The organism is Klebsiella sp. X1-16S-Nf21 (assembly GCF_002837615.1).
Classification (GTDB): Bacteria; Pseudomonadota; Gammaproteobacteria; order Enterobacterales; family Enterobacteriaceae; genus Klebsiella; species Klebsiella variicola.
The window spans coordinates 18903-37662 of record NZ_PJDK01000025.1; the positions used below are offsets into that span (position 1 = coordinate 18903).

At 60.4% G+C, this 18760-nt stretch carries 14 protein-coding genes; 4 read left to right on the top strand and 10 right to left on the bottom strand.

All coding sequences use genetic code 11. From position 1 onward, the window contains the following. Positions 1-130: 130 nt before the first annotated feature. Complete coding sequence (locus CW267_RS13395) at positions 131-1174, bottom strand: DUF2157 domain-containing protein (protein ID WP_064170485.1); 1044 nt, start codon at positions 1172-1174, stop codon at positions 131-133. A 464-nt stretch (positions 1175-1638) separates the two neighbouring features. Continuing rightward, the gene (locus CW267_RS13405) at positions 1639-2505 is read right to left on the bottom strand and encodes a helix-turn-helix transcriptional regulator (RefSeq protein ID WP_022065427.1); all 867 of its coding nucleotides are present in this window, start codon (positions 2503-2505) and stop codon (positions 1639-1641) included. 108 nt (positions 2506-2613) lie between these two features. On the opposite strand from CW267_RS13405, the gene CW267_RS13410 reads away from it, so the two are divergent. After that, the gene (locus tag CW267_RS13410) at positions 2614-4041 is read left to right on the top strand and encodes an MFS transporter (RefSeq protein WP_023297179.1); all 1428 of its coding nucleotides are present in this window, start codon (positions 2614-2616) and stop codon (positions 4039-4041) included. A gap of 70 nt (positions 4042-4111) precedes the next feature. After that, complete coding sequence (locus CW267_RS13415) at positions 4112-5356, top strand: mechanosensitive ion channel family protein (RefSeq protein ID WP_004202471.1); 1245 nt, start codon at positions 4112-4114, stop codon at positions 5354-5356. Positions 5357-5359: 3 nt separating this feature from the next. On the opposite strand, the gene CW267_RS13420 is transcribed toward CW267_RS13415, so the two are convergent. Continuing rightward, a complete protein-coding gene (locus tag CW267_RS13420; protein WP_012968759.1) occupies positions 5360-6340 on the bottom strand; it encodes a LacI family DNA-binding transcriptional regulator in 981 nt (326 codons plus the stop codon). Between the two features lie 233 nt (positions 6341-6573). Here CW267_RS13420 and CW267_RS13425 point away from each other — a divergent pair, with 233 nt between their 5' ends. Beyond that, positions 6574-6990 (top strand): Exc2 family lipoprotein, encoded by a 417-nt coding sequence (locus CW267_RS13425; RefSeq protein ID WP_004183289.1) that lies wholly within the window; start codon positions 6574-6576, stop codon positions 6988-6990. A 19-nt stretch (positions 6991-7009) separates the two neighbouring features. Here CW267_RS13425 and CW267_RS13430 read toward each other — a convergent pair whose 3' ends face one another. From CW267_RS13430 to CW267_RS13460, 7 genes are all read right to left on the bottom strand, one after another. Then, positions 7010-8161, bottom strand: coding sequence for a Gfo/Idh/MocA family protein (locus tag CW267_RS13430; protein ID WP_012542529.1), 1152 nt, complete (start codon positions 8159-8161; stop codon positions 7010-7012). 1 nt (position 8162) lies between these two features. After that, positions 8163-9185: a sugar phosphate isomerase/epimerase family protein gene (locus tag CW267_RS13435; RefSeq protein WP_100781061.1), complete on the bottom strand. Its 1023-nt coding sequence runs from the start codon at positions 9183-9185 to the stop codon at positions 8163-8165. Between the two features lie 16 nt (positions 9186-9201). Next, on the bottom strand, positions 9202-10407 hold the full coding sequence (locus CW267_RS13440) for an MFS transporter (protein ID WP_012542531.1): 1206 nt from the start codon (positions 10405-10407) through the stop codon (positions 9202-9204). 187 nt (positions 10408-10594) lie between these two features. Then, the gene (pheP, locus tag CW267_RS13445) at positions 10595-11971 is read right to left on the bottom strand and encodes a phenylalanine transporter (protein ID WP_012968762.1); all 1377 of its coding nucleotides are present in this window, start codon (positions 11969-11971) and stop codon (positions 10595-10597) included. Positions 11972-12077: 106 nt separating this feature from the next. After that, positions 12078-14276, bottom strand: coding sequence for a TonB-dependent receptor (locus CW267_RS13450; RefSeq protein ID WP_022065421.1), 2199 nt, complete (start codon positions 14274-14276; stop codon positions 12078-12080). A gap of 59 nt (positions 14277-14335) precedes the next feature. Further along, entirely contained in the window at positions 14336-15418 is a 1083-nt protein-coding gene (locus CW267_RS13455) for a YncE family protein (protein ID WP_022065420.1), read from the bottom strand. A gap of 395 nt (positions 15419-15813) precedes the next feature. Continuing rightward, positions 15814-17298 carry an aldehyde dehydrogenase family protein gene (locus CW267_RS13460; protein WP_022065419.1) on the bottom strand — a complete coding sequence of 495 codons (1485 nt, stop codon included), beginning with the start codon at positions 17296-17298 and terminating at the stop codon, positions 15814-15816. 159 nt (positions 17299-17457) lie between these two features. Between CW267_RS13460 and CW267_RS13465 the strand changes: the two genes are divergently transcribed. Continuing rightward, on the top strand, positions 17458-18759 hold the full coding sequence (locus CW267_RS13465) for an NAD(P)/FAD-dependent oxidoreductase (protein WP_012542535.1): 1302 nt from the start codon (positions 17458-17460) through the stop codon (positions 18757-18759). The last annotated feature ends 1 nt before the right edge of the window (position 18760 follow it).

Here is an 18760-nt window from a genome sequence, read left to right on the forward strand (position 1 = left end):
TTTTTGAGATGCCCGGCAAGCCTATGCTCATTTGCAGCCAATCGCAGAAAAATGTGCTGAAACTGGAATCAGGGACGAAAAAAGGCCGCGACTGAGCGCGGCCTGAGGGGTTAGCGTTCTCAACGCGAGCTTATTTTTTCTCCACCTGCCCTTCGCCGGCGTGCCAGATGCGCTCGGCATAGCGGCCAATCACCGCCAGCGAGACGGCAAGGATCAGGAAAAACAGCACTTTGTGCATCCCGTTCCAGAAAAACTCAAAGAAGCGGGTATAGAGATTGATCGCCAGGAAGGTTAGTCCGAAGCCGCGCAGCATTCCGTCATCGGTTTTCAGGCTGATAAAAATGCAGACGCCGGCCGCTACGGCAAACAGCAGCCCCCACGGCAGGAGTCGCGCCTGGCTCACCTGGTACCAGCTGTCTGCGTCGTAATTGCCGAAAATCGACAGGATCCACAGCGCAATAAACAGGTACGTGAGGCCCATCGCCTTGCTGACGGTAAACAGCTGCCGCTGGCGAAGCAGGGATTGCGCGCCGTAGCAGAGCGCCAGCAGCGCGCCGCCGAACAGGACGAAGCGAATCGGGTAGTTCATGCCCAGCCAGTAGGCGCCCCACCCCGAGACGTAGCCGGTTTCCGCGCCGAACCAGTTGCCCAGCGCCAGCAGAAAAAAGAGCCACACCAGCCCGGAGCGGGCAACATAGCCGATGGCGCCGTAAATCACGCATCCGGCCAGAAACAGCGGTGCGATATGGCCGCTGCCGTTATCCAGCCGTTCGCCAAGCTGCCATAGCGACACGGCGGTAAAGACGACGCCCAGAAACAAAATCGCCTCGGTGCTGTAGTGCCATTGCGTTTCCCGTCGCTGGCGGCGAAAGCCCCAGCCGTAGCAGACGACTGCCAGCAGCGCAGGCAGCAGGATCCGCGTCAGCGCCGAGTGGCTGAACAGGCTCAGCAGCCACGCCACCAGCTCGCTGTCGGCGAACAGGCTGCCCAGAGCAATCAGCACGCAGGCCAGCGCGGTCCAGAAGGCGTAGCGGCTCAGGCGCCGCCAGTCGAAGGGGGAGACGCGCAGCGTGTGCGCCAGCCGCTGACTGTCCGACGGGGTTAACTCCCCGCTGGCCTGCCAGGCGTTCAGCGCGCGCTGAATAATGCGCTGCTCTTTTCGGGTTACGTTCATAGGCATTCCTTGAGACTGATGACAAACCTGTTTTCGCTAATGTGCTCGCCTTTCTGCCGGGTGGCGGCGTACGCCTTACCCGGCCTACAAACCCAAATCACCGCGGGTCCTGGGGCTGCTGATACTGCCGGTGCTGGCGGCCTCAACATCGCTGAGACGTTCCCGGCAGGCCGAAGCCTGCAGGGATAAGTCGAAGGCACCACGCAGTGGCGATTTTGCTGGCCGGAGCCCGGGGGTACAGGGGGCGGCGGCGACTGGCCGCCCCCTGTGCGCTCCCTGCGCCATGAGTGACATAACGCAGAAGGCGTATCGGGAGCGCAATGTGTGCTGAAGTCGTAGATCACATACAGGACTTCCCGACAGTGCTTTCCCTACCCCTCTCCCGGAGGGTAAGGGAACCGTCCAGCAGCGCCGGCCGGGAATACCCGAAGATGGCACATTGCCAGCCATCTGATTCCTTGTGATTAATGTTGGTCCAGCCACGCCAGCGCCTGCTCGCCCGCCTCGTCCATCGGCAGATAGACCAGCAGGCGCGAACCGTTGCGCGGCGCCGAATACCAGTACATCTGCTGCAGACTGAATCGCCCGAGCTGCGGGTGGTTAAAATGTTTAATCTGGTTTTCCACACCGCGCACCTCGTAGCGCTGATGCCACAGCGTTTCAAACTCCGACGAGGCAGCGAAAAAGCGCGCCAGCTTGTTTTCCCACGCCGGATCGCCGCGGTGCTCGGCCATCGCGGCGCGAAAATAAGAGACGAAGGTCGGCAGCACATCGCGATTTTCGATCCGGCTGCGCCAGGTCTCATGGGTCAGATAGAGATAAATGCAGTTGCGATCTTCTTCCGGGAGGGTGGCGAAATCGATGCCCATCAGGCGGCAGAAGCTGTCGTTCCAGGCCACAATATCAAAGTTCGGTTTCTGAATGCTGGCCGGCTGCGGCATCAGGCTGTCCAGCATCCGGCGGGTGCCGGGGCTGATGCCTTCGCACACCGTCACCTGGGTGGCTTCCGGCGGGGTCAGCCCCGCCAGTACGAACAGGTGCCGGGTCTCCAGCGGACTGCACTGCAGGGCATTCGCGACCCCCACCAGCACCGCCTCCGACGGATTCACCTCCCGCCCCTGCTCCAGCCAGGTGTACCAGGTGACGCCGACGTCGGCGAGCATCGCCACCTCTTCCCGACGCAGGCCCGGCGTGCGCCGGCGGCCCACGCGGGGCAACCCCAGGCGCTGCGGATCGAGGCTTTCGCGGCGGGCGCGCAAAAATGCCCCCAGCTGTTTGCGTCGATCGTCCGGCACGGCGATCGTCAACTCCCGTTGCGGCATCGTGGTCATCACCCCTCCAGCATAGTAGTGCCAGTACCAGTATAGACAGGAACTGGTACCCGTTTAATTTATCGGTAATGCTACGTCGGTCTGCTGAATGACGCAATGGAGAATCCCATGAATACGTCTGCTGTTTCACCCGGCCGCGCCGGTCTGTTGCTGCTGCTGGGCGGCCAGATGCTGCCGCTTATTGATACCTCGATCACCAATGTGGCGCTGGACGCCATCACCCACACCCTGGCGGCCAGCGCCACGCAGCTGGAGCTTATCGTCGCGCTTTACGGCGTCGCCTTTGCCGTCTGCCTGGCGATGGGCAGTAAGCTTGGCGATAACTATGGCCGCCGGCGCCTGTTTATGTGGGGCGTCGCCCTCTTTGGCATCGCTTCCCTGCTGTGCGGGATGGCGAACAGCATCAGCGCCCTGCTGGCGGCCCGCACCCTGCAGGGCGCCGGGGCGGCGCTGATTGTGCCGCAGATCCTCGCCACCCTGCACGTGACCCTCAAAGGCCCCGCCCACGCCCGGGCCATCAGCCTGTATGGCGGCATCGGCGGGATCGCCTTTATTGTCGGACAGATGGGCGGCGGCTGGCTGGTATCGGCGGACATCGCCGGGCTGGGCTGGCGCAACGCCTTTTTTATCAATGTGCCGATCTGCCTGCTGGTGTTGGCTCTGAGCCGCCGCTATGTGCCGGAAACCCGTCGCGAGACGCCGTCGCGTATTGACTGGCAGGGCACGCTGTACCTCGCGCTGATCCTCTGCTGCTTGCTGTTCCCGATGGCCCTCGGTCCGGAGCTGCACTGGCCGCTGTGGCTGCAGCTGATGCTGGTGGCGGTCCTGCCGCTGCTGTTCGCCATGCGTCAGAGCGCCCTGCGCCAGCAGCAGCGCGGCGACCATCCCCTGCTGCCGCCGCGTCTGCTGCAGTTGACCAGCATCCGCTTCGGGATGGCCATCGCCCTGCTATTTTTCAGCGCCTGGTCCGGCTTTATGTTCTGCATGGCGCTGACCATGCAGGAGGGGCTGGGGATGGCGCCGTGGCAGTCCGGCAATAGCTTTATCGCCCTCGGCGTGGCCTATTTTATTTCGGCGCTGTATGCCCCGCGGCTTATCGCCCGCCACAGCATGGGGCGGATCCTGTTGACTGGTCTGGCGGTGCAGATCGCCGGGCTACTGCTGCTGTGCGCCACCTTCTCCCGCTTCGGCATCGCCACCACCGCCCTGACGCTGGTCCCCGCCACGGCGCTGATCGGCTACGGTCAGGCGCTGATCGTCAACAGCTTTTACCGGATTGGCATGCGCGATATCAGCGCCAGCGACGCCGGGGCCGGGAGCGCCATCCTCAGCACCCTGCAGCAGGCGACCCTCGGTCTCGGACCGGCTATCCTTGGTTCGCTGTTCCTGGCGCTGGCCCGTCGCGGCGGCGGAAACTATCCGCAGGCGCTGATTGATTTTCTGCTGGTCGAGGTGGCCATGATGCTGTTGCTGGGGGCGATCGCGCTGTGGCTGCGCCATCATCTCAACCGACAGCCTGCGACGGTAGCGTCGTAATACCGGCGGCGGTGATTTGCATAATAGCTATCCAGCGGTCATCATACCCGCTGGATATTCAGGAGACGTTATGCAGGAATTAATATCGCAAATTGCCGCCTTAGGAATCGAAATAACCCCCACCCGCTCGCTGATGATTATCTTCGGCATTATCTTATTCACCGCCGTGGTCGTGCATCTGATATTGCACAAAGTGGTCCTGCGCGCGTTCGAAAAACGGGCGTTGGCCAGCAGCCATCTGTGGCTGCAAATCATCACGCAGAATAAACTCTTTCACCGACTGGCCTTTACCCTGCAGGGGATCATCGTCAACGTGCAGGCGGTGCTGTGGCTGCAAAAAGGCAGCGAGGCCGCGGAAATATTAACCACCGTGGCTCAGCTATGGGTGATGATATATGCCATGCTGTCCTTCTTCTCGCTGCTGGATGTGATCTTAAAGCTGGCGCAGAAATTTCCCGCCGCCTCACAGCTGCCGCTGAAGGGCATATTCCAGGGGATTAAGCTGGTGACGGCGATTATTATCGGCATCCTGATTATTTCCCTGCTGATAGGCCAGTCACCGGCGATCCTGATTAGCGGGCTCGGCGCGATGGCCGCGGTGCTGATGCTGGTGTTTAAAGATCCGATCCTCGGTCTGGTGGCCGGTATCCAGCTCTCTGCAAACGATATGCTCAAGCTTGGCGACTGGCTGGAGATGCCGAAGTACGGCGCCGACGGCGCGGTGATCGATATCGGCCTCACCACGGTGAAGGTACGCAACTGGGACAACACCATCACCACCATTCCAACCTGGTCGCTGGTCTCCGACTCGTTTAAAAACTGGAGCGGCATGTCGGCCTCCGGCGGCCGCCGCATCAAACGCAGCCTCAACATCGACACCACCAGCATTCATTTTCTTGATGAACAGGAGCAGCAGCGCCTGATCCGGGCGAAGTTGCTTAAGCCCTATATGGATTCGCGCCACGAGGAGATTAGCGCCTGGAACCAGCAGTACGCCGGGGAACAGTCGGTTCTCAATGAGCGGCGAATGACCAATGTCGGCACCTTCCGCGCCTATCTGCAGGAGTATTTACGCCATCATCCACGCATCCGCCAGGATATGACCCTGATGGTGCGCCAGCTGGCGCCGGATGCCAACGGGTTGCCCATCGAGATCTACTGCTTCACCAACACCGTGGTGTGGGCGGAATATGAGGGGATCCAGGCGGATATTTTCGACCATGTCTTCGCCGTGGTGGAGGAGTTTGGCTTACGCATTCATCAAACGCCCACCGGCAACGACATTCGCGCGCTGGCGGGCGCCTTCTCCCGCTGATCCTCAGGCGCTGGCGCGGGCTATCACGCGCCAGTCCATCATCACCCGCTCGACGGCGGCGTCGGGATCGTCGATGCGTTTCATTAACAGATCCACCGCCGTGCGGCCGATCGCCCGGGAGGGCTGTTCGACGGTGGTCAGCTGCGGGGAGACCACTTCCGCCAGCTCGGTGCCGTCGAAGCCGATCACCGCGATATCCTCCGGCACCCGCAGTCCGGCCTGGTCAATCGCCCGCAGCGCCCCGGCAGCAAGTGAGTCCGAAACGGCAAACACCGCGTCGGGCTGCTCGTCTTGCGACAGCAGCTGCTCCATCGCCCGTTTACCGGCCGCCGCGCTAAGATCCTGCGCGTAAGTCACCTGCTGATACACCAGACCGTGCACGTGCAGCACGCTTTTATAGCCGCGCTCGCGCAGACGGGCATAGCGATAGCTCAGGTCGTGATTAATGAGCGCAATGCGGCGGCGGCCGCTATCGGCCAGTCGGGACACCGCCCCCTGAGCCGCCTCGACGTCGTTAATCCCGACGCAGGAGATGCTGCCGGTGTCGGCATACTCCGCGCACTGCACCCAGGGCGCATCGCCAATCATGGTGGTCAGTTCCGGCAGGCTGGAGAGCGCGTTCATGGTAATAATGCCGTCGACCATTTTGCCGGAGAGCAGCTGCAGGCCCGAGGTCGAGCGGGCCAGATCCGACCCGGAGTTACACAGCAGAATGCGGTAGCCATTCTTCTCCGCCTCTTCTTCTATCCCTTTCACCACCTCGGCGCAAAAGGGGTTAGCGATATTGGAGACCATCACCAGGATCATATTGCTGCGAGCGGTTCGCAGCTGACGCGCCAGCAGGTTCGGCTGATAGTTGCTCTCTTTGATCGCCTGCAGCACGCGCTCACGGTTTTTGGCTTTTACCGTATCGCTGTTGTTCAGCACCCGCGACACCGTGGCCACCGAGACGCCGGCCAGACGAGCAATTTTCTGAATAGACATAAACCCTGCACTTCCTGCGATAGAGGTGGATCCTGCAGGCTATCATAAATGACCTCTGGTCAGCCTGCCAGCCTGGCGCGAAAGCGCGGGAACGCACGAGAAAACTATTAAAAATCAGGGCTTCTCTCCCACGCCGTTAACGCGCATCCTTTTGCCGTTCCACCCGGTTCGCGCTCTGGCGACAGCCCCCCTGGCGCCCTATTTCTTCGTTTATGATTAAGGATGATATCTCCATGAGGCTCTCCACCGCGGTTCTCGCCCTCAGCTGTGCCCTGGCAACGATCACCGGCTGCACCTCGTCAAAATCGTCACCGGAACGCCACGCTTACGCGTTTGTCGCCCACCGCTCCGATTTTGTCGGCGGCAATTTCACCGTCAACCGCCAGGAAAATTACCGTTTAAACCTGCCGACCTTCACGGCAATGTACGCCCGCGGCCAGCAGGATAAAGCCGCTGGCATGAGTGAAAGCGACGCCCGCCGCACCGCTGAGGCCATCAAACAACAGGCGGCGCAGGGCACCCGCACCGAGCACGCCTTTACCGGCAACGCCAGCGACAAATGGGATAATGCGATGGAAAATAAAGATGCCGTCCTGTTCGGCAACGAGCTCTCCGGTGCCTATCTCGACGGCTATCTTGGGGTGAAATAATCCTGCGCCCCGCCTGCGCTCAGCGTTCGACGCTGACCCAGCGCTGCTGCTGATGGCTTTTGACGATCGCCTCGATGATGTACATCACATCGGCGCCGTCGTCGAAAGCGGCGAAGCGCCGGGCCCCGGCCTCCGGCATCTTCCCGGCGCGCACCGCCTGATAAAAATGCCCCATCATATTCTTGAAGGCATCCGGCCAGCCCTCAATATGGCCGCCGGGATAATGGGCGCTGGCGGCGGCCTCCGGCCGCAGCAGGCTCGGGTCGTCGCTGAGCAGGCGATCCGGCTGCTCGCGGTGGCCGATCCACAGTCGCTGGGGCACTTCCTGATCCCAGGCCAGAGAACAGAGGCTGCCGTTAATCTCCACCGCCAGACGGTTTTTCCGCCCGGCGCTCACCTGGGAGACCATCAAGCTGCCTTTGCTGCCATCGTCAAAACGCAACAGCACCGAGCCAAAGTCCTCAGTATCGACAGGCCGGGTTTCATATGCCTGCGCCTCGTGAACGGCGCTGAAGGTCGCTTTGCCATTGACTGGCGCTTTACGCGTCGGCCAGACAATCGACAGATCCGCCATCACCTCGACAATCCGCCGACCGGTCATAAACTGCACGGTATCGCACCAGTGGGAGCCGATGTCGGCCACCGTCCGCGACGCGCCGCCCTGCGCCGAATCGACCCGCCAGTTGTAGTCGGTCTCCAGCAGCATCCAGTCCTGTAAATAGCTGCCGTGCGCCGCGAAGATCCTGCCGACCTCGCCATGGCGGATCATCGCCGCCGCCTGCTGGACCATGGCGAACTGGCGATAGACGAAGCTGACGCCATGCACCACGCCGGCCCGGGCGGCAAGCGCCACCAGCTCCCGCGCCTCCTCCGCCGTCATACACAGCGGCTTTTCCGAGAAGACGTGCAGCCCGGCGGCGAGGATCTGCCGGTTAATCTGGGCATGCAGATGGTTCGGCGTACAGTTATGCACCACCTGCAGCCCCGGATGGGCCAGCAGCGCCTCCACGCTGTCGTAGGCATGGGCAATGTTCAGCGCCTGCGCCTTGCGCTGCGCCGCCTCAAGGCGGCTGTCGCACAGCGCCACGACCTCGACATCTCCCAGCCGCCGCAGCGCCTCCAGATGCGCCGGGCCAATAAACCCTGCCCCGATTATCGCAACCTGAATCATGTTATTCCCTCCCGCCGGCGGCAAAGTCATCGAAGGCCCGTCCGGCAACGGGAATGATATGGCGGCGGATAAACTCGCTGCCCTCGCGCGCGCCGGTCTCGGCGTCCTTCAGGCAGCACTCCCACTCCAGCACCGCCCAGCCGTCAAAATCATATTCGGTCAGCTTACTGAACACCCCTTTGAAGTCGATCTGCCCGTCGCCGGGAGAGCGGAAACGCCCGGCCCGCTGCTGCCAGGGCTGGTATCCGCCATAGACGCCATTGCGCCCGTTGCGACGAAATTCGGCGTCCTTGACGTGAAACGTTTTAATACGCGAGTGATAGATATCGATATAGGTCAGATAGTCCATCTGCTGCAGATGCAGGTGGCTCGGGTCATAGAGCATATTGCAGCGCGGATGGTTATCCACCAGCGCGAGAAAACGCTCAAAGGTCACGCCATCGTGCAGATCTTCGCCGGGGTGGATCTCATAGCAGACATCGACGCCCTGTTCGTCGAAGTGGTCCAGCAGCGGCCGCCAGCGCCGGGCCAGCTCGGCAAAGGCCTCATCCAGAAGCGGCTGATTGTGCGGCGGCCACGGATAAAAAAAGGGCCATGCCAGCGCCCCGGAAAAGGTCGCATGGGCCTTCAGCCCAAGGCGGCCGGAGGCCACTGCCGCCTGGCGCACTTTCTCCACCGCCCAGCGCTGGCGCGCCTGCGGATCGCCATGTAACGCGGCTGGGGCAAAGGCGTCAAACGCCGCGTCATACGCCGGATGCACCGCCACCAGTTGCCCTTCAAGATGAGTGGACAGCTCGCTGATGACCAGCCCATGCTCCGCCAGGGTGCCGCGGACCTCGTCGCAGTAGGTCTGGCTCGCCGCCGCCCGCTCGACATCGAAAATCGCCGGGTGGTTGCAGGGGATCTGCAATGCCTTGTACCTCAGGCCGGCGGCCCACTGCGCCATCCCCGCCAGGGTGTTGAACGGCGCCTGCGGGCCGATAAACTGCGCCAGAAAAATGCCCGGTCCCTTAATCGTTTTCATACCCCCTCCTGAAAAATTAGTGCGGCTCTTTCTCGTTGTACTGGAAAGAGAAAAGGAAAATCAGCGCGATAACCGCGGCGGCCACCGCCGGGATCCACCAAAAGGTCACCCAGGCCTGCGGCACGCTCTGGCCGGCCACCAGATGGTTATACAGCGCGCCGGAGATCTGCGAGCCCAGCAGCATGCCGATCCCGTAGGTGAACATCACAATCATGCTCTGCGCCTGGCCTTTGACCTTCTCGCCCGCCACGCGGTCGGTGTAGATAAAACCGACGACAAAGAAAAAGTCATAGCACACGCCGTGCAGCAAAATGCCCAGATAGAGCAGGAAGCGCCCCTCTTCGCTGACCCCGAGGGCAAAAAAGGCGTAGCGGACAAACCACGCCACCATGCCGATGAGCAGCATATATTTCACCCCGAGGCGACGGAACAGCAGCGGGATCACCAGCATAAAGACGATCTCTGACATCTGGCCGAACGACATCGCGGTGCTGACATCCTTGACGCCGGCATCCGCCAGATACGACGCGGTATAGGCGTAATAGGTGCCTAACGGCACGGAAATTAAGGTGGCGCAGAGGGAGAAAATCAGGAAGTGACGGGTTTTCAGCAGCGCGAAGGCGTCCGCGCACAGCAGATCGCGAAACTGCACCGGCATGCCTTTGGCCGGCGCCGGGGTATGGGGCAGCGTCAGGCTGTAGATCGCCAGCGCCACCGAACAGAGCGCCGCCACGGTGAAGATGCCGGTGGTATCAGAGATGCCGGTCACCCCGATGCAGATCCCGGCGATAATCCAGCCGATGGTGCCGAACACGCGGACCACCGGGAAGGTTTTATCGATATTGGCCAGGCTGTGGAACGCAATATTGTTGGTCAGCGCCAGGGTCGGCATATAGCACAGCGTATAGCCGAACAGCAGGCCAATCAGCAGGGCGCCGTTCTGCGCCACCAGCGCCTGGGGGACAAACCACAGGATCGCCGCCCCGGCCAGGTGCATCACCGCCATCACCTTCTGCGAGGCGAAAAAGCGGTCCACTAGCATCCCCAGCACAAAGGGGGACAGGATGGAGGCGATCGGCCCGGCGGAGAACGCATCGCCGATCAGCAGTGACATCTCATAGCGGGTCATCACCAGCCCCAGGGTCACCGACCAGCTGCCCCAGATAAAGAACTGCATAAACATCATTAACGACAACCGCGGCACCAGAAAACGGTGGCTCACGCGGACACTTTCCCGACCTTCTGTTGTTGTGACCATGTTGCTCGCCCTCAGAAAAGTAATCGATTACAAAATCGCTCAACACAAAAGTAATCGATTACAAAAAGAAGATCGTCAGGCAAATTCCCCACCTGCGAAGAGGATCACAATAAAAAGGCAGGCAGCCCCGCCGGACGGCGGGACGTCTCGCTTACGCCGGGCGGCGCAGCAGTTTGAAGGCGATAAACAGGAACAGGATCCACACCGGCAGCAGGATTGCCGACAGGCGCATGCCGTCGATAGTGCACATCAGCACCAGAATCAACCCAAGGAAAGCAATGCAGAAGTAGTTGCTGGCGGGCGCCAGCAGCGCTTTGAACTTCGATTCACGCCCTTTGCGGCGCTGGGCGGCACGGAACTTCAGGTGCGCCATACAGATCATGATCCAGTTCAGGAGCAGCGTCGCCACCACCAGGGCCATCAGCAGCCCCAGCGCTTCATGCGGCAGCAGGTAGTTCAGCACCACCACCAGCGAGGTAATGACGCCTGACAGCAGCAGCGAATTCACCGGCACGCCGCGTTTGCTGACGCGGGCGAGGAACGTCGGCGCATTGCCCTGCACCGACAGGCCGAACAGCATCCGGCTGTTGGAGTACACACCGCTGTTATAGACCGACAGCGAGGCCACCAGAATGACGAAGTTCAGCGCGGAGGCCACCATGTTGCTGTCGAGATGATGGAAAATCATCACAAACGGGCTGCTGTCGGATTTGATCTCCACCCACGGGTAGAGCGCCAGCAGCACCACCAGCGAACCGATATAGAACAGCAGGATACGATAAACCACCTGGTTCACCGCTTTCGGGATGCTCTTTTCCGGGTTTTGCGCTTCGGCGGCGGTGATGCCGATAAGTTCCAGCCCGCCGAAGGAGAACATAATCACCGCCAGCGACAGAATAAGACCGTGCCAGCCGGTGGCGAGGAAGCCGCCGTGTTTCCACAGGTTGTCGAACCCGGCTTTGCTGCCGCCGTGGCCGCCAAACAGCATCCACAGGCCAAAGGCAATCATGCCGATAATCGCCAGCACCTTAATCAGTGCGAACCAGAACTCCGCTTCGCCATACAGACGGACGTTGACCAGGTTGACGGCGTTAATAATGAGGAAGAAGGCCGCCGCCCAAACCCAGGTGGGCACGTCGGGGAGCCAGTACTGCATGTAGATCCCGGCGGCGGTCAGTTCCGCCATCCCTACCAGCACGAACATCACCCAGTAGTTCCAGCCGGACAGGAAACCAGCGAACGGGCCCCAGTATTTGTAGGCAAAGTGGGCAAAGGAGCCGGATACTGGCTCTTCCACCACCATCTCGCCCAGCTGGCGCATGATCAGAAAAGCGACAATCCCGGCCACGGCGTAGCCCAATAAGACCGCCGGGCCAGCCATTTGAATCGCAGGACCAATGCCAAGAAACAGGCCGGTACCAATCGCGCCGCCAAGGGCGATAAGTTGAATGTGTCGGTTCTGTAAACCGCGATGAAGCGTCGGGCCGCTCTCTTCTACGGCATCCGACGACGTTGACGCGTCTTTCACGTCGTTCCCCTGTGTGTTTTTGTGAAGGGGCACCTTTTATCACTTAGGGGGAATTGTCGCAAGTTGCGCGGGGCGAGCGTCAGCCGCCCGCCCCGCTTTTTTAGCGTCAGAAGTCGTAGCTCATTGAGACGCGCACGGTACGCGGATCGCCTTCGAACAGATAGGTACCGGTATCGTCAATGCCAGACCAGTACTTCTCGTTGGTCACGTTGGTCACCCCGACGCGCCAGGTCATTTCGTTCTGGTCGGCGTTCAGGCGCATACGATAGCGCAGGCCTAAATCCAGGGTGGTGTAGCTATCCAGCTTCTTGGTATTGGCCGCATCGGCATACTGCGACCCGCTATGATTGACGCGCGCGGTGGCGGTCAGGCCTTCCACCGGCTTGATATCATACTCGGCGCCGAGCACCGCGTAGAAGTTAGCCACCCCGATGGCATCTTTACCGTCGGTGGCGCCTTTAGCGGTTTTAGTCTGTTTGGCATCCAGCCACACCGTACTGGCGTTAAGACGCAGCCCCAGCATCGGCTCGCCGAAGACGTTCATCTCTACGCCGCGGTTACGCTGCTCGCCGTCGAGGCCGTAATTGCCAGCGGTATCGGAAATAGCGTTCGGTTTTTTGATTTCAAACAGCGCCAGCGATCCGCCGATCGTACCGTAATCTATCTTGACGCCCACTTCGTCCTGCTTCGAGTGCGCGATCCCGGTACTCTGCCCGGCATTGGCCGCCGTCGTCGGCGCCACAGAGCCCGGCTGCAGCGCTTCGGTATGGTTAGCATACAGCGACAGCTGCTCCCACGGCTTGTACACCAGGCCAAACGTCGGCATCCAGCGGCTTTGAGTATAACGCGAAGAGGTATCTTCCAGCCCGGTGGCGTTGCTGTAGTTGCGCACAACCACTTTCTGATGACGAGCGGCGGCGGTAAACAGCACTTTATCGTTAAAGAAGCCGAGGGTATCACTCAGCAGCCAGCCCTGCGTACGGCTGCGCGAGGTGACCAGCGGATCGTGGTAGTTGCCGCCAAAATAGGCGTTATCCGGCATCGCCACATCACGGTTGTCATAGATATTGGTGGTCGGATTCTTCGCCGACATCCGCCAGGCGGTAGCATCGGTATGCACCTGCGCCGCATAGCCGAGGTTCACCTTATGCGAAATCGCGCCGGTATTGAAATCGCCGCGTACCCCGCCCATGCCGCTGATCGCGTCAATAATGCGGTTAGTATCCAGGCGGCCCACCGTCGCATCGCCGTTTTTATTCAGAAGCTTCGGCGCGCTGTAGGTGCCAATTTCATGCGAATGCTGGCCGCCGAGGGCGCTGTATACCGTCCAGCTATCGGTCAGGTCATATTCTGCCTTCGCCATGCCGAATTCGCTTTCGATATCGCTATAGCCCCACTTCTGGCTGTAGTTTTTGCTGTTGTCCGGCAGCGCCGGAACGAAATCCACGCCGCTGATATTGACGCCCATCGTACCGCCGTGGAACGTTTTCTTCTGGTAGCCGAAATCGAGCGAGGAGCGGAAACGGTCGCCGCGGTAATCAAGCCCCAGCGAAGCCAGCGTAGTACGACGTTTATCATTATCGATAGCGCCTTCACCCTCGCGATGCACCAGGTTGACCCGGGCGCCGAACTGGTTGTTGTCGCCGAAACGGCGTCCCAGGTCGAGGGTGCCGCCCACCTGAGAATCAGAGGTATAGTCGACGCCAACGCGCGCGGTCGGCAGATCTTCCGCCCGTTTCGGCTCAAGGTTAATCATCCCGCCGACGCCGCTGCTGGCCGCACCGTTAAGCAGGCTGTTAGCTCCTTTGAAAATTTCAACGCGCTCCAGCATCTGGGTGTCCATCACCTGACGCGGCACCACGCCCGCCAGGCCGCCCATGGTCATGTCATCGCCATCGAGCTTAAACCCGCGGATTCGATAGGTCTCGGCGAAGTTGCCGTAGCCCTGTACGGCCTGCACGCCAGCATCGTTACTGACGACATCGGCGATGGTTTTCGCCTGCTGATCCTGAATCAGCTTCGAGGTATAGCCGATAACGTTAAAAGGAACGTCCATCGCCTTTTGTTCGCCAAGCATCCCCAGACGGCCGCCGTGAGCGATCTGCCCGTCGAGGAATGCCGGAACCACCAGGTCGCCGCCGGATTTAAAATCGCTGGTTTCGTTAGCCTCGACGATGAGGGTCTCTTCGCCAGGTTGCTTCGCGGCGGCAGCGTCCGCGGCCATCGCCGTTTGACTGGCAGCGCCGATGGCTAAGGCCAGCAGCGTTTTACGCAGCGGGAAGGATGAATAGTGCGTGGTGTGCATAATTTGCCCCATGGATGAGGATAAATGAATCAAAGGGCCCGTCGCCGGACCCGTTATTTTTATTGCGCGTTCAGGTCAATGCGTACGACGCTGTCCGGGCCTTTTGTGGAGTGGTCTTTATTGAAGGGCTGTTTGACGGTGACAAATAGCGTCTGACCATCGGCGGAAAGCAGCAGGCTGTTGGGATTGGCCGGCAGCGCCCAGCTTTTCTTCAGCGTGTAGCGGCTGGCGTCAAGGCTGATAACCTTGCCGGATTCACGCTGCGAAATATAAATTTCGTGGCGTTTCTTATTGAACTGCACTGCCAGCGAATCGCCGACGTCGAGCTGTTTAAGCAGCTTGCCGCTGTGGATATCCAGCACCAGAGTGGTTTTCGCTTTCGAGTTATCAGTCACAAACAGGCGGCCGGTGTCGCTATCTTCGGCCATATTAAGCAGCAGCGCTGGCTTGTCGCCCAGCGGCTTCCAGCGCTGTTCAATGCGCTGGTTATGTGGGTTGATCACCAGAATTTCACCGCTGCCGTTAGCGGCGTACACGCGACCGGTTTGTGCGGAGTAGTGCAGGCCGGTCATCCATTTACCGGTATTTTTAATCCGCGTTTTCAGCTTCAGAGTGGTGGCGTCAACCACCCAGATTTGCGCCGGGTCGGCGACCGCGCCAACGTAGAGAGTATTATTCAGCAACAGCAGCTGACGTGCCCCATAAGGGCGACCTTTTTCATTGCGCTCGCTGAACAGCAGGCGGTTTTTTACCTTGCCGGTGGCGGTGTCGATAGCGCTGATGCCGCCGTCCAGCGAATTGCTGACATACAGCGTTTTACCCTCCGCAGAGAGCTGTAAAGCGAAGTTTTTCAGATCGGTGTGCGTCAGGCCGATGGTATTGAGGGTGTGCGGATCCAGTGTGTAGACCGCCCCGCCCTGCACATTTTTAAAGCCTTCGGCGCTGGCGACGTACAGCGCATCACCCTGCGGGCTTAACGCCATCTCGTACAGCCCTTCCGCTAGCTGGCGCTGCAGCGGTTGCGCCACGTTAGGGGCTGGCGAGTCGACAACCGGTTGGGAAACGGCAGAGGAATGAGGCGTCGCGCAGCCGCTTAACGCCGCGCTGATGGCCAGCGTCAACGTCGGAAGTGTGTATTTCATTGGATCAACCCTATAAAAAATCAATGACCCGATGGACGCGCAGCGGCCGATATTGTGTGTTTCCAGCCTGCTGTCTTTACGTCACCCTACGCCTTCGCGACTCTTAGTGAACGACTCACTGGCGCAGCTCGAACCTTGCCAAAATTACGAATGAAAAAGAGAATGAGAACTATACTCATTATCCAATGTCAAACAAGTCCTGGCGGGCAAAAAAGATAATCTGCTGATTTTTTTTACGGCAATGGCGGATTACGAGGGGAAGACAGGATCCGTGACGGGAAAAGCGTCCCGGAAGCGATGCCGTGCACCGCCCGGGTTGCAGGCCAGAAGGCACACGATGTGTTGCCCATCTGGCGCAAAGCGACACATGACAGCGCTATGTCGCTGAACGGCGATTAATAGCGCACCATCACCGACTTCAGCTCCGTATAATCATCGATAAACGCGCTGCCGAATTCGCGCCCGATGCCCGAGCCCTTCATGCCGCCGAACGGTACCGCCGGGTCGAGGAAGGTATGCATATTGACCCACACGATGCCGGCGTCAATCGCCTCCGAGTAGCGCAGCGCCTGGCGAATATTATCCGACCAGACGCTGGCCGCCAGGCCATACGGTGAGGCATTGATCCGCGCCAGCGCCTCTTCTTCGCTGCGATAGCCGATAAAACTGCACACCGGACCGAAGGTCTCCTCGCGCATCAGGGTGCTCTCTTCGCTGCGGACTTTGACCGCAGTCGGCTGCAGGAAATACCCCTCTCCCGGCAGCGCTTCGCCGCCGCAGACGATGGTATCCCCCTCGTCGCGCGCGGTCTGGATCAGTTTGAGCACTTTCTCGTACTGCTGGCGGTTAGCCAGCGGCCCCATCAGCGTCTGTTCATCCAGCGGCGATCCCGGCGCGAAGGCGCTGAGCTTGTCTTTCAGCAGCGCCAGCACCGCATCCAGTTTGCCCTGCGGCAGATAAAAACGCTCCGCAGCGGCGCAAATCTGTCCCTGGTTCAGGTAGCCGGCTTCAATAATGCCGTTGACCATCGCCTCCGGCGTCAGGTCATCGAGGAACAGCGCGGCGTTTTTGCCCCCCAGTTCAAGGGTCACCCGTTTACCTGACGCGCAGGCCGACTGCTGGACTTTTTCACCGGTGGCCACCGAGCCGGTGAAGCTCACCTTGGCGCAGGCCGGATGCGTCATCAGCCGCTGGGCAATCTCGCCGCCGGTGCCGTTGACCACGTTAATCACCCCATCCGGGATACCCACCGCTTTCGCCAGCTCCGCCACGCGCAGCAGCGTCAGCGGCGTATACTCGCTCGGTTTGAGGACGATGGTGCAGCCGCAGACCAGGGCCGCCGCCAGCTTCCAGATGGCAATCATGATGGAGAAGTTCCACGGCACGATGCCGACCACCACCCCCAGCGGCTGGCGGCGGGTGAAGGCGGTATATTTCTCACCGTTCATGGAGGGGAGCGAGACATCCAGCGTTTCGCCGGTGACTTTCCCCGCCCAGCCGGCGAAGTAGCGCAAAAACGCCACCGATTGATCCAGCTCCAACATCCGCGCCAGCATGATGGTCTTGCCGGAGCAGAGACTTTCCAGCTGCGCCAGCGCTTCGCGATGCTCAGCCAGGGCATCCGCCAGCTTCAACAGCAGCGTACCGCGCGCCAGCGTCGGCATCTCACGCCACTGACTGAACGCCTGGCGGGCGCTCTCCATGGCGCGATCCGCCTGATCCACATCCGCTGCCGTCACCTCAGCAATTGCCTGACCGGTGGCCGGGTTAACCACCGCGAACGGCGCGCCGTGGCCCGCCTCACGTTGACCGGCAATAAACTGCCCGTGTGGCTGGCGTAAAAAGGCGGTCACTTCCGCCAGTAAGGTTATCTCGCTCATCGTCAGCACCCGTTTTTTTAGCAAAGTTGGCCTATCACAGCACGGTTGCTCTGCGCCGCCCATCGTTCTAAAGAACGTCATTCTTCCGGACGATATTCAACGCCCGCATGGCGTGCTGTGATGAGGACCTTGAGCCAGGCAAGACCACAGGGTAACGCGATGAACATTAAAATCGATGCGCTGAACTACTACGGCGCGACGAAGAAATACCACCTCCATTTCCCGGCGCTGCGGGAAGATATTGAAGCCGACGTGGTGATTATCGGCGGCGGCTTCTCGGGGATTAACACCGCCCTTGAGCTGGCGGAACAGGGTATCACCAACGTGGTGGTGCTGGAGGCGCGCCATCTTGGCTACGGCGGTACCGGGCGCAACGGCGGCCAGGTGATGGCCGGTATCGGTCACGACATCGAAGCGGTGAAAAAGCACGTCGGCAAAGAGGGGCTGGAGACGCTGTTTAAAATCGCCAACCTCGGCGCGGGCATCATTCGCGAACGCATCCGCAAATACCATATCGACGCCGATTTCGTCCCCGGCTACGGCTATCTCGCCTATAACCAGCGGCAGCTCAAAACGCTGCGCCAGTGGGAGAAGGAGTTTAAAGCCGCTACCCCGGATGAAGAAATCGAACTGTATACCGGCAAAGAGGTGCAGCAGGTGGTTGGCTCCGAGGTCTACTGCGGCGCGCTGAAACATATGGGCGGCGGGCAGATCCATTCGCTCAATATGCTGCTCGGTTCGGCGCAGGCCGCCCATTCGCTGGGGGTAAAGATCTTCGAATCCTCGCCAGTGGTGGAGGTGAATTACGGCAAACAGGTGCGGGTACGCACCGCGATGGGCAGCGTCAAAGCCGCCAAACTACTGTGGGCCTGCGACAGCTTCCTCAACAATATGGAGCCGGAGATCTACAACAAGACGCTGGTGACCTACTCCTATCAGGTGTCGACCGAGCCCCTTTCCGATGAACTGATCGAGCGCATCAGCCCACTGCGCGGCGCCTTCAGCGATATTCGCCCGGTGATTAACTACTACCGCGTCACCCGGGAAAATCGCCTGTTGTTCGGCAGCGCGACTCGCTTTGTGGAATATACGCCGAACGATTTCGCCGCCTGGAATCGCACCCTGCTGGCGGAGGTCTTCCCCTATCTGAAGGATGTGAAGATCGATTTCGCCTGGGGCGGGCCGATGGCCTGTAGCGCCAACCTGTTCCCGCAGATCGGCACCCTACGCGATCACAACAACGTCTTTTACGTCCAGGGGTACTCCGGCTTCGGCGTCACCCCGTCGCACATCGTGTGCAAAATCCTCGCCGAAGGGATCAACGGCGGTTCCGACCGCTATCGCCTGCTGAGCAGCATCCCCCACGCGACCATCCACGGCCGTGACAGCCTGCGCTTGCTATTAGTCACAGCCGGAAAATTGATGCATCAAACCGCCGGTTTCTGGAAAGGCCGGAGTTAAC

Excerpts from the sequence above, each read along its gene's own strand:
- CW267_RS13395 (WP_064170485.1), bottom strand. The coding sequence starts at position 1,174 with ATGAACGTAACCCGAAAAGAGCAGCGCATTATTCAGCGCGCGCTGAAC.
- CW267_RS13405 (WP_022065427.1), bottom strand. The coding sequence starts at position 2,505 with ATGACCACGATGCCGCAACGGGAGTTGACGATCGCCGTGCCGGACGAT.
- CW267_RS13410 (WP_023297179.1), top strand. The coding sequence starts at position 2,614 with ATGAATACGTCTGCTGTTTCACCCGGCCGCGCCGGTCTGTTGCTGCTG.
- CW267_RS13415 (WP_004202471.1), top strand. The coding sequence starts at position 4,112 with ATGCAGGAATTAATATCGCAAATTGCCGCCTTAGGAATCGAAATAACC.
- CW267_RS13420 (WP_012968759.1), bottom strand. The coding sequence starts at position 6,340 with ATGTCTATTCAGAAAATTGCTCGTCTGGCCGGCGTCTCGGTGGCCACG.
- CW267_RS13425 (WP_004183289.1), top strand. The coding sequence starts at position 6,574 with ATGAGGCTCTCCACCGCGGTTCTCGCCCTCAGCTGTGCCCTGGCAACG.
- CW267_RS13430 (WP_012542529.1), bottom strand. The coding sequence starts at position 8,161 with ATGATTCAGGTTGCGATAATCGGGGCAGGGTTTATTGGCCCGGCGCAT.
- CW267_RS13435 (WP_100781061.1), bottom strand. The coding sequence starts at position 9,185 with ATGAAAACGATTAAGGGACCGGGCATTTTTCTGGCGCAGTTTATCGGC.
- CW267_RS13450 (WP_022065421.1), bottom strand. The coding sequence starts at position 14,276 with ATGCACACCACGCACTATTCATCCTTCCCGCTGCGTAAAACGCTGCTG.
- CW267_RS13455 (WP_022065420.1), bottom strand. The coding sequence starts at position 15,418 with ATGAAATACACACTTCCGACGTTGACGCTGGCCATCAGCGCGGCGTTA.
- CW267_RS13460 (WP_022065419.1), bottom strand. The coding sequence starts at position 17,298 with ATGAGCGAGATAACCTTACTGGCGGAAGTGACCGCCTTTTTACGCCAG.
- CW267_RS13465 (WP_012542535.1), top strand. The coding sequence starts at position 17,458 with ATGAACATTAAAATCGATGCGCTGAACTACTACGGCGCGACGAAGAAA.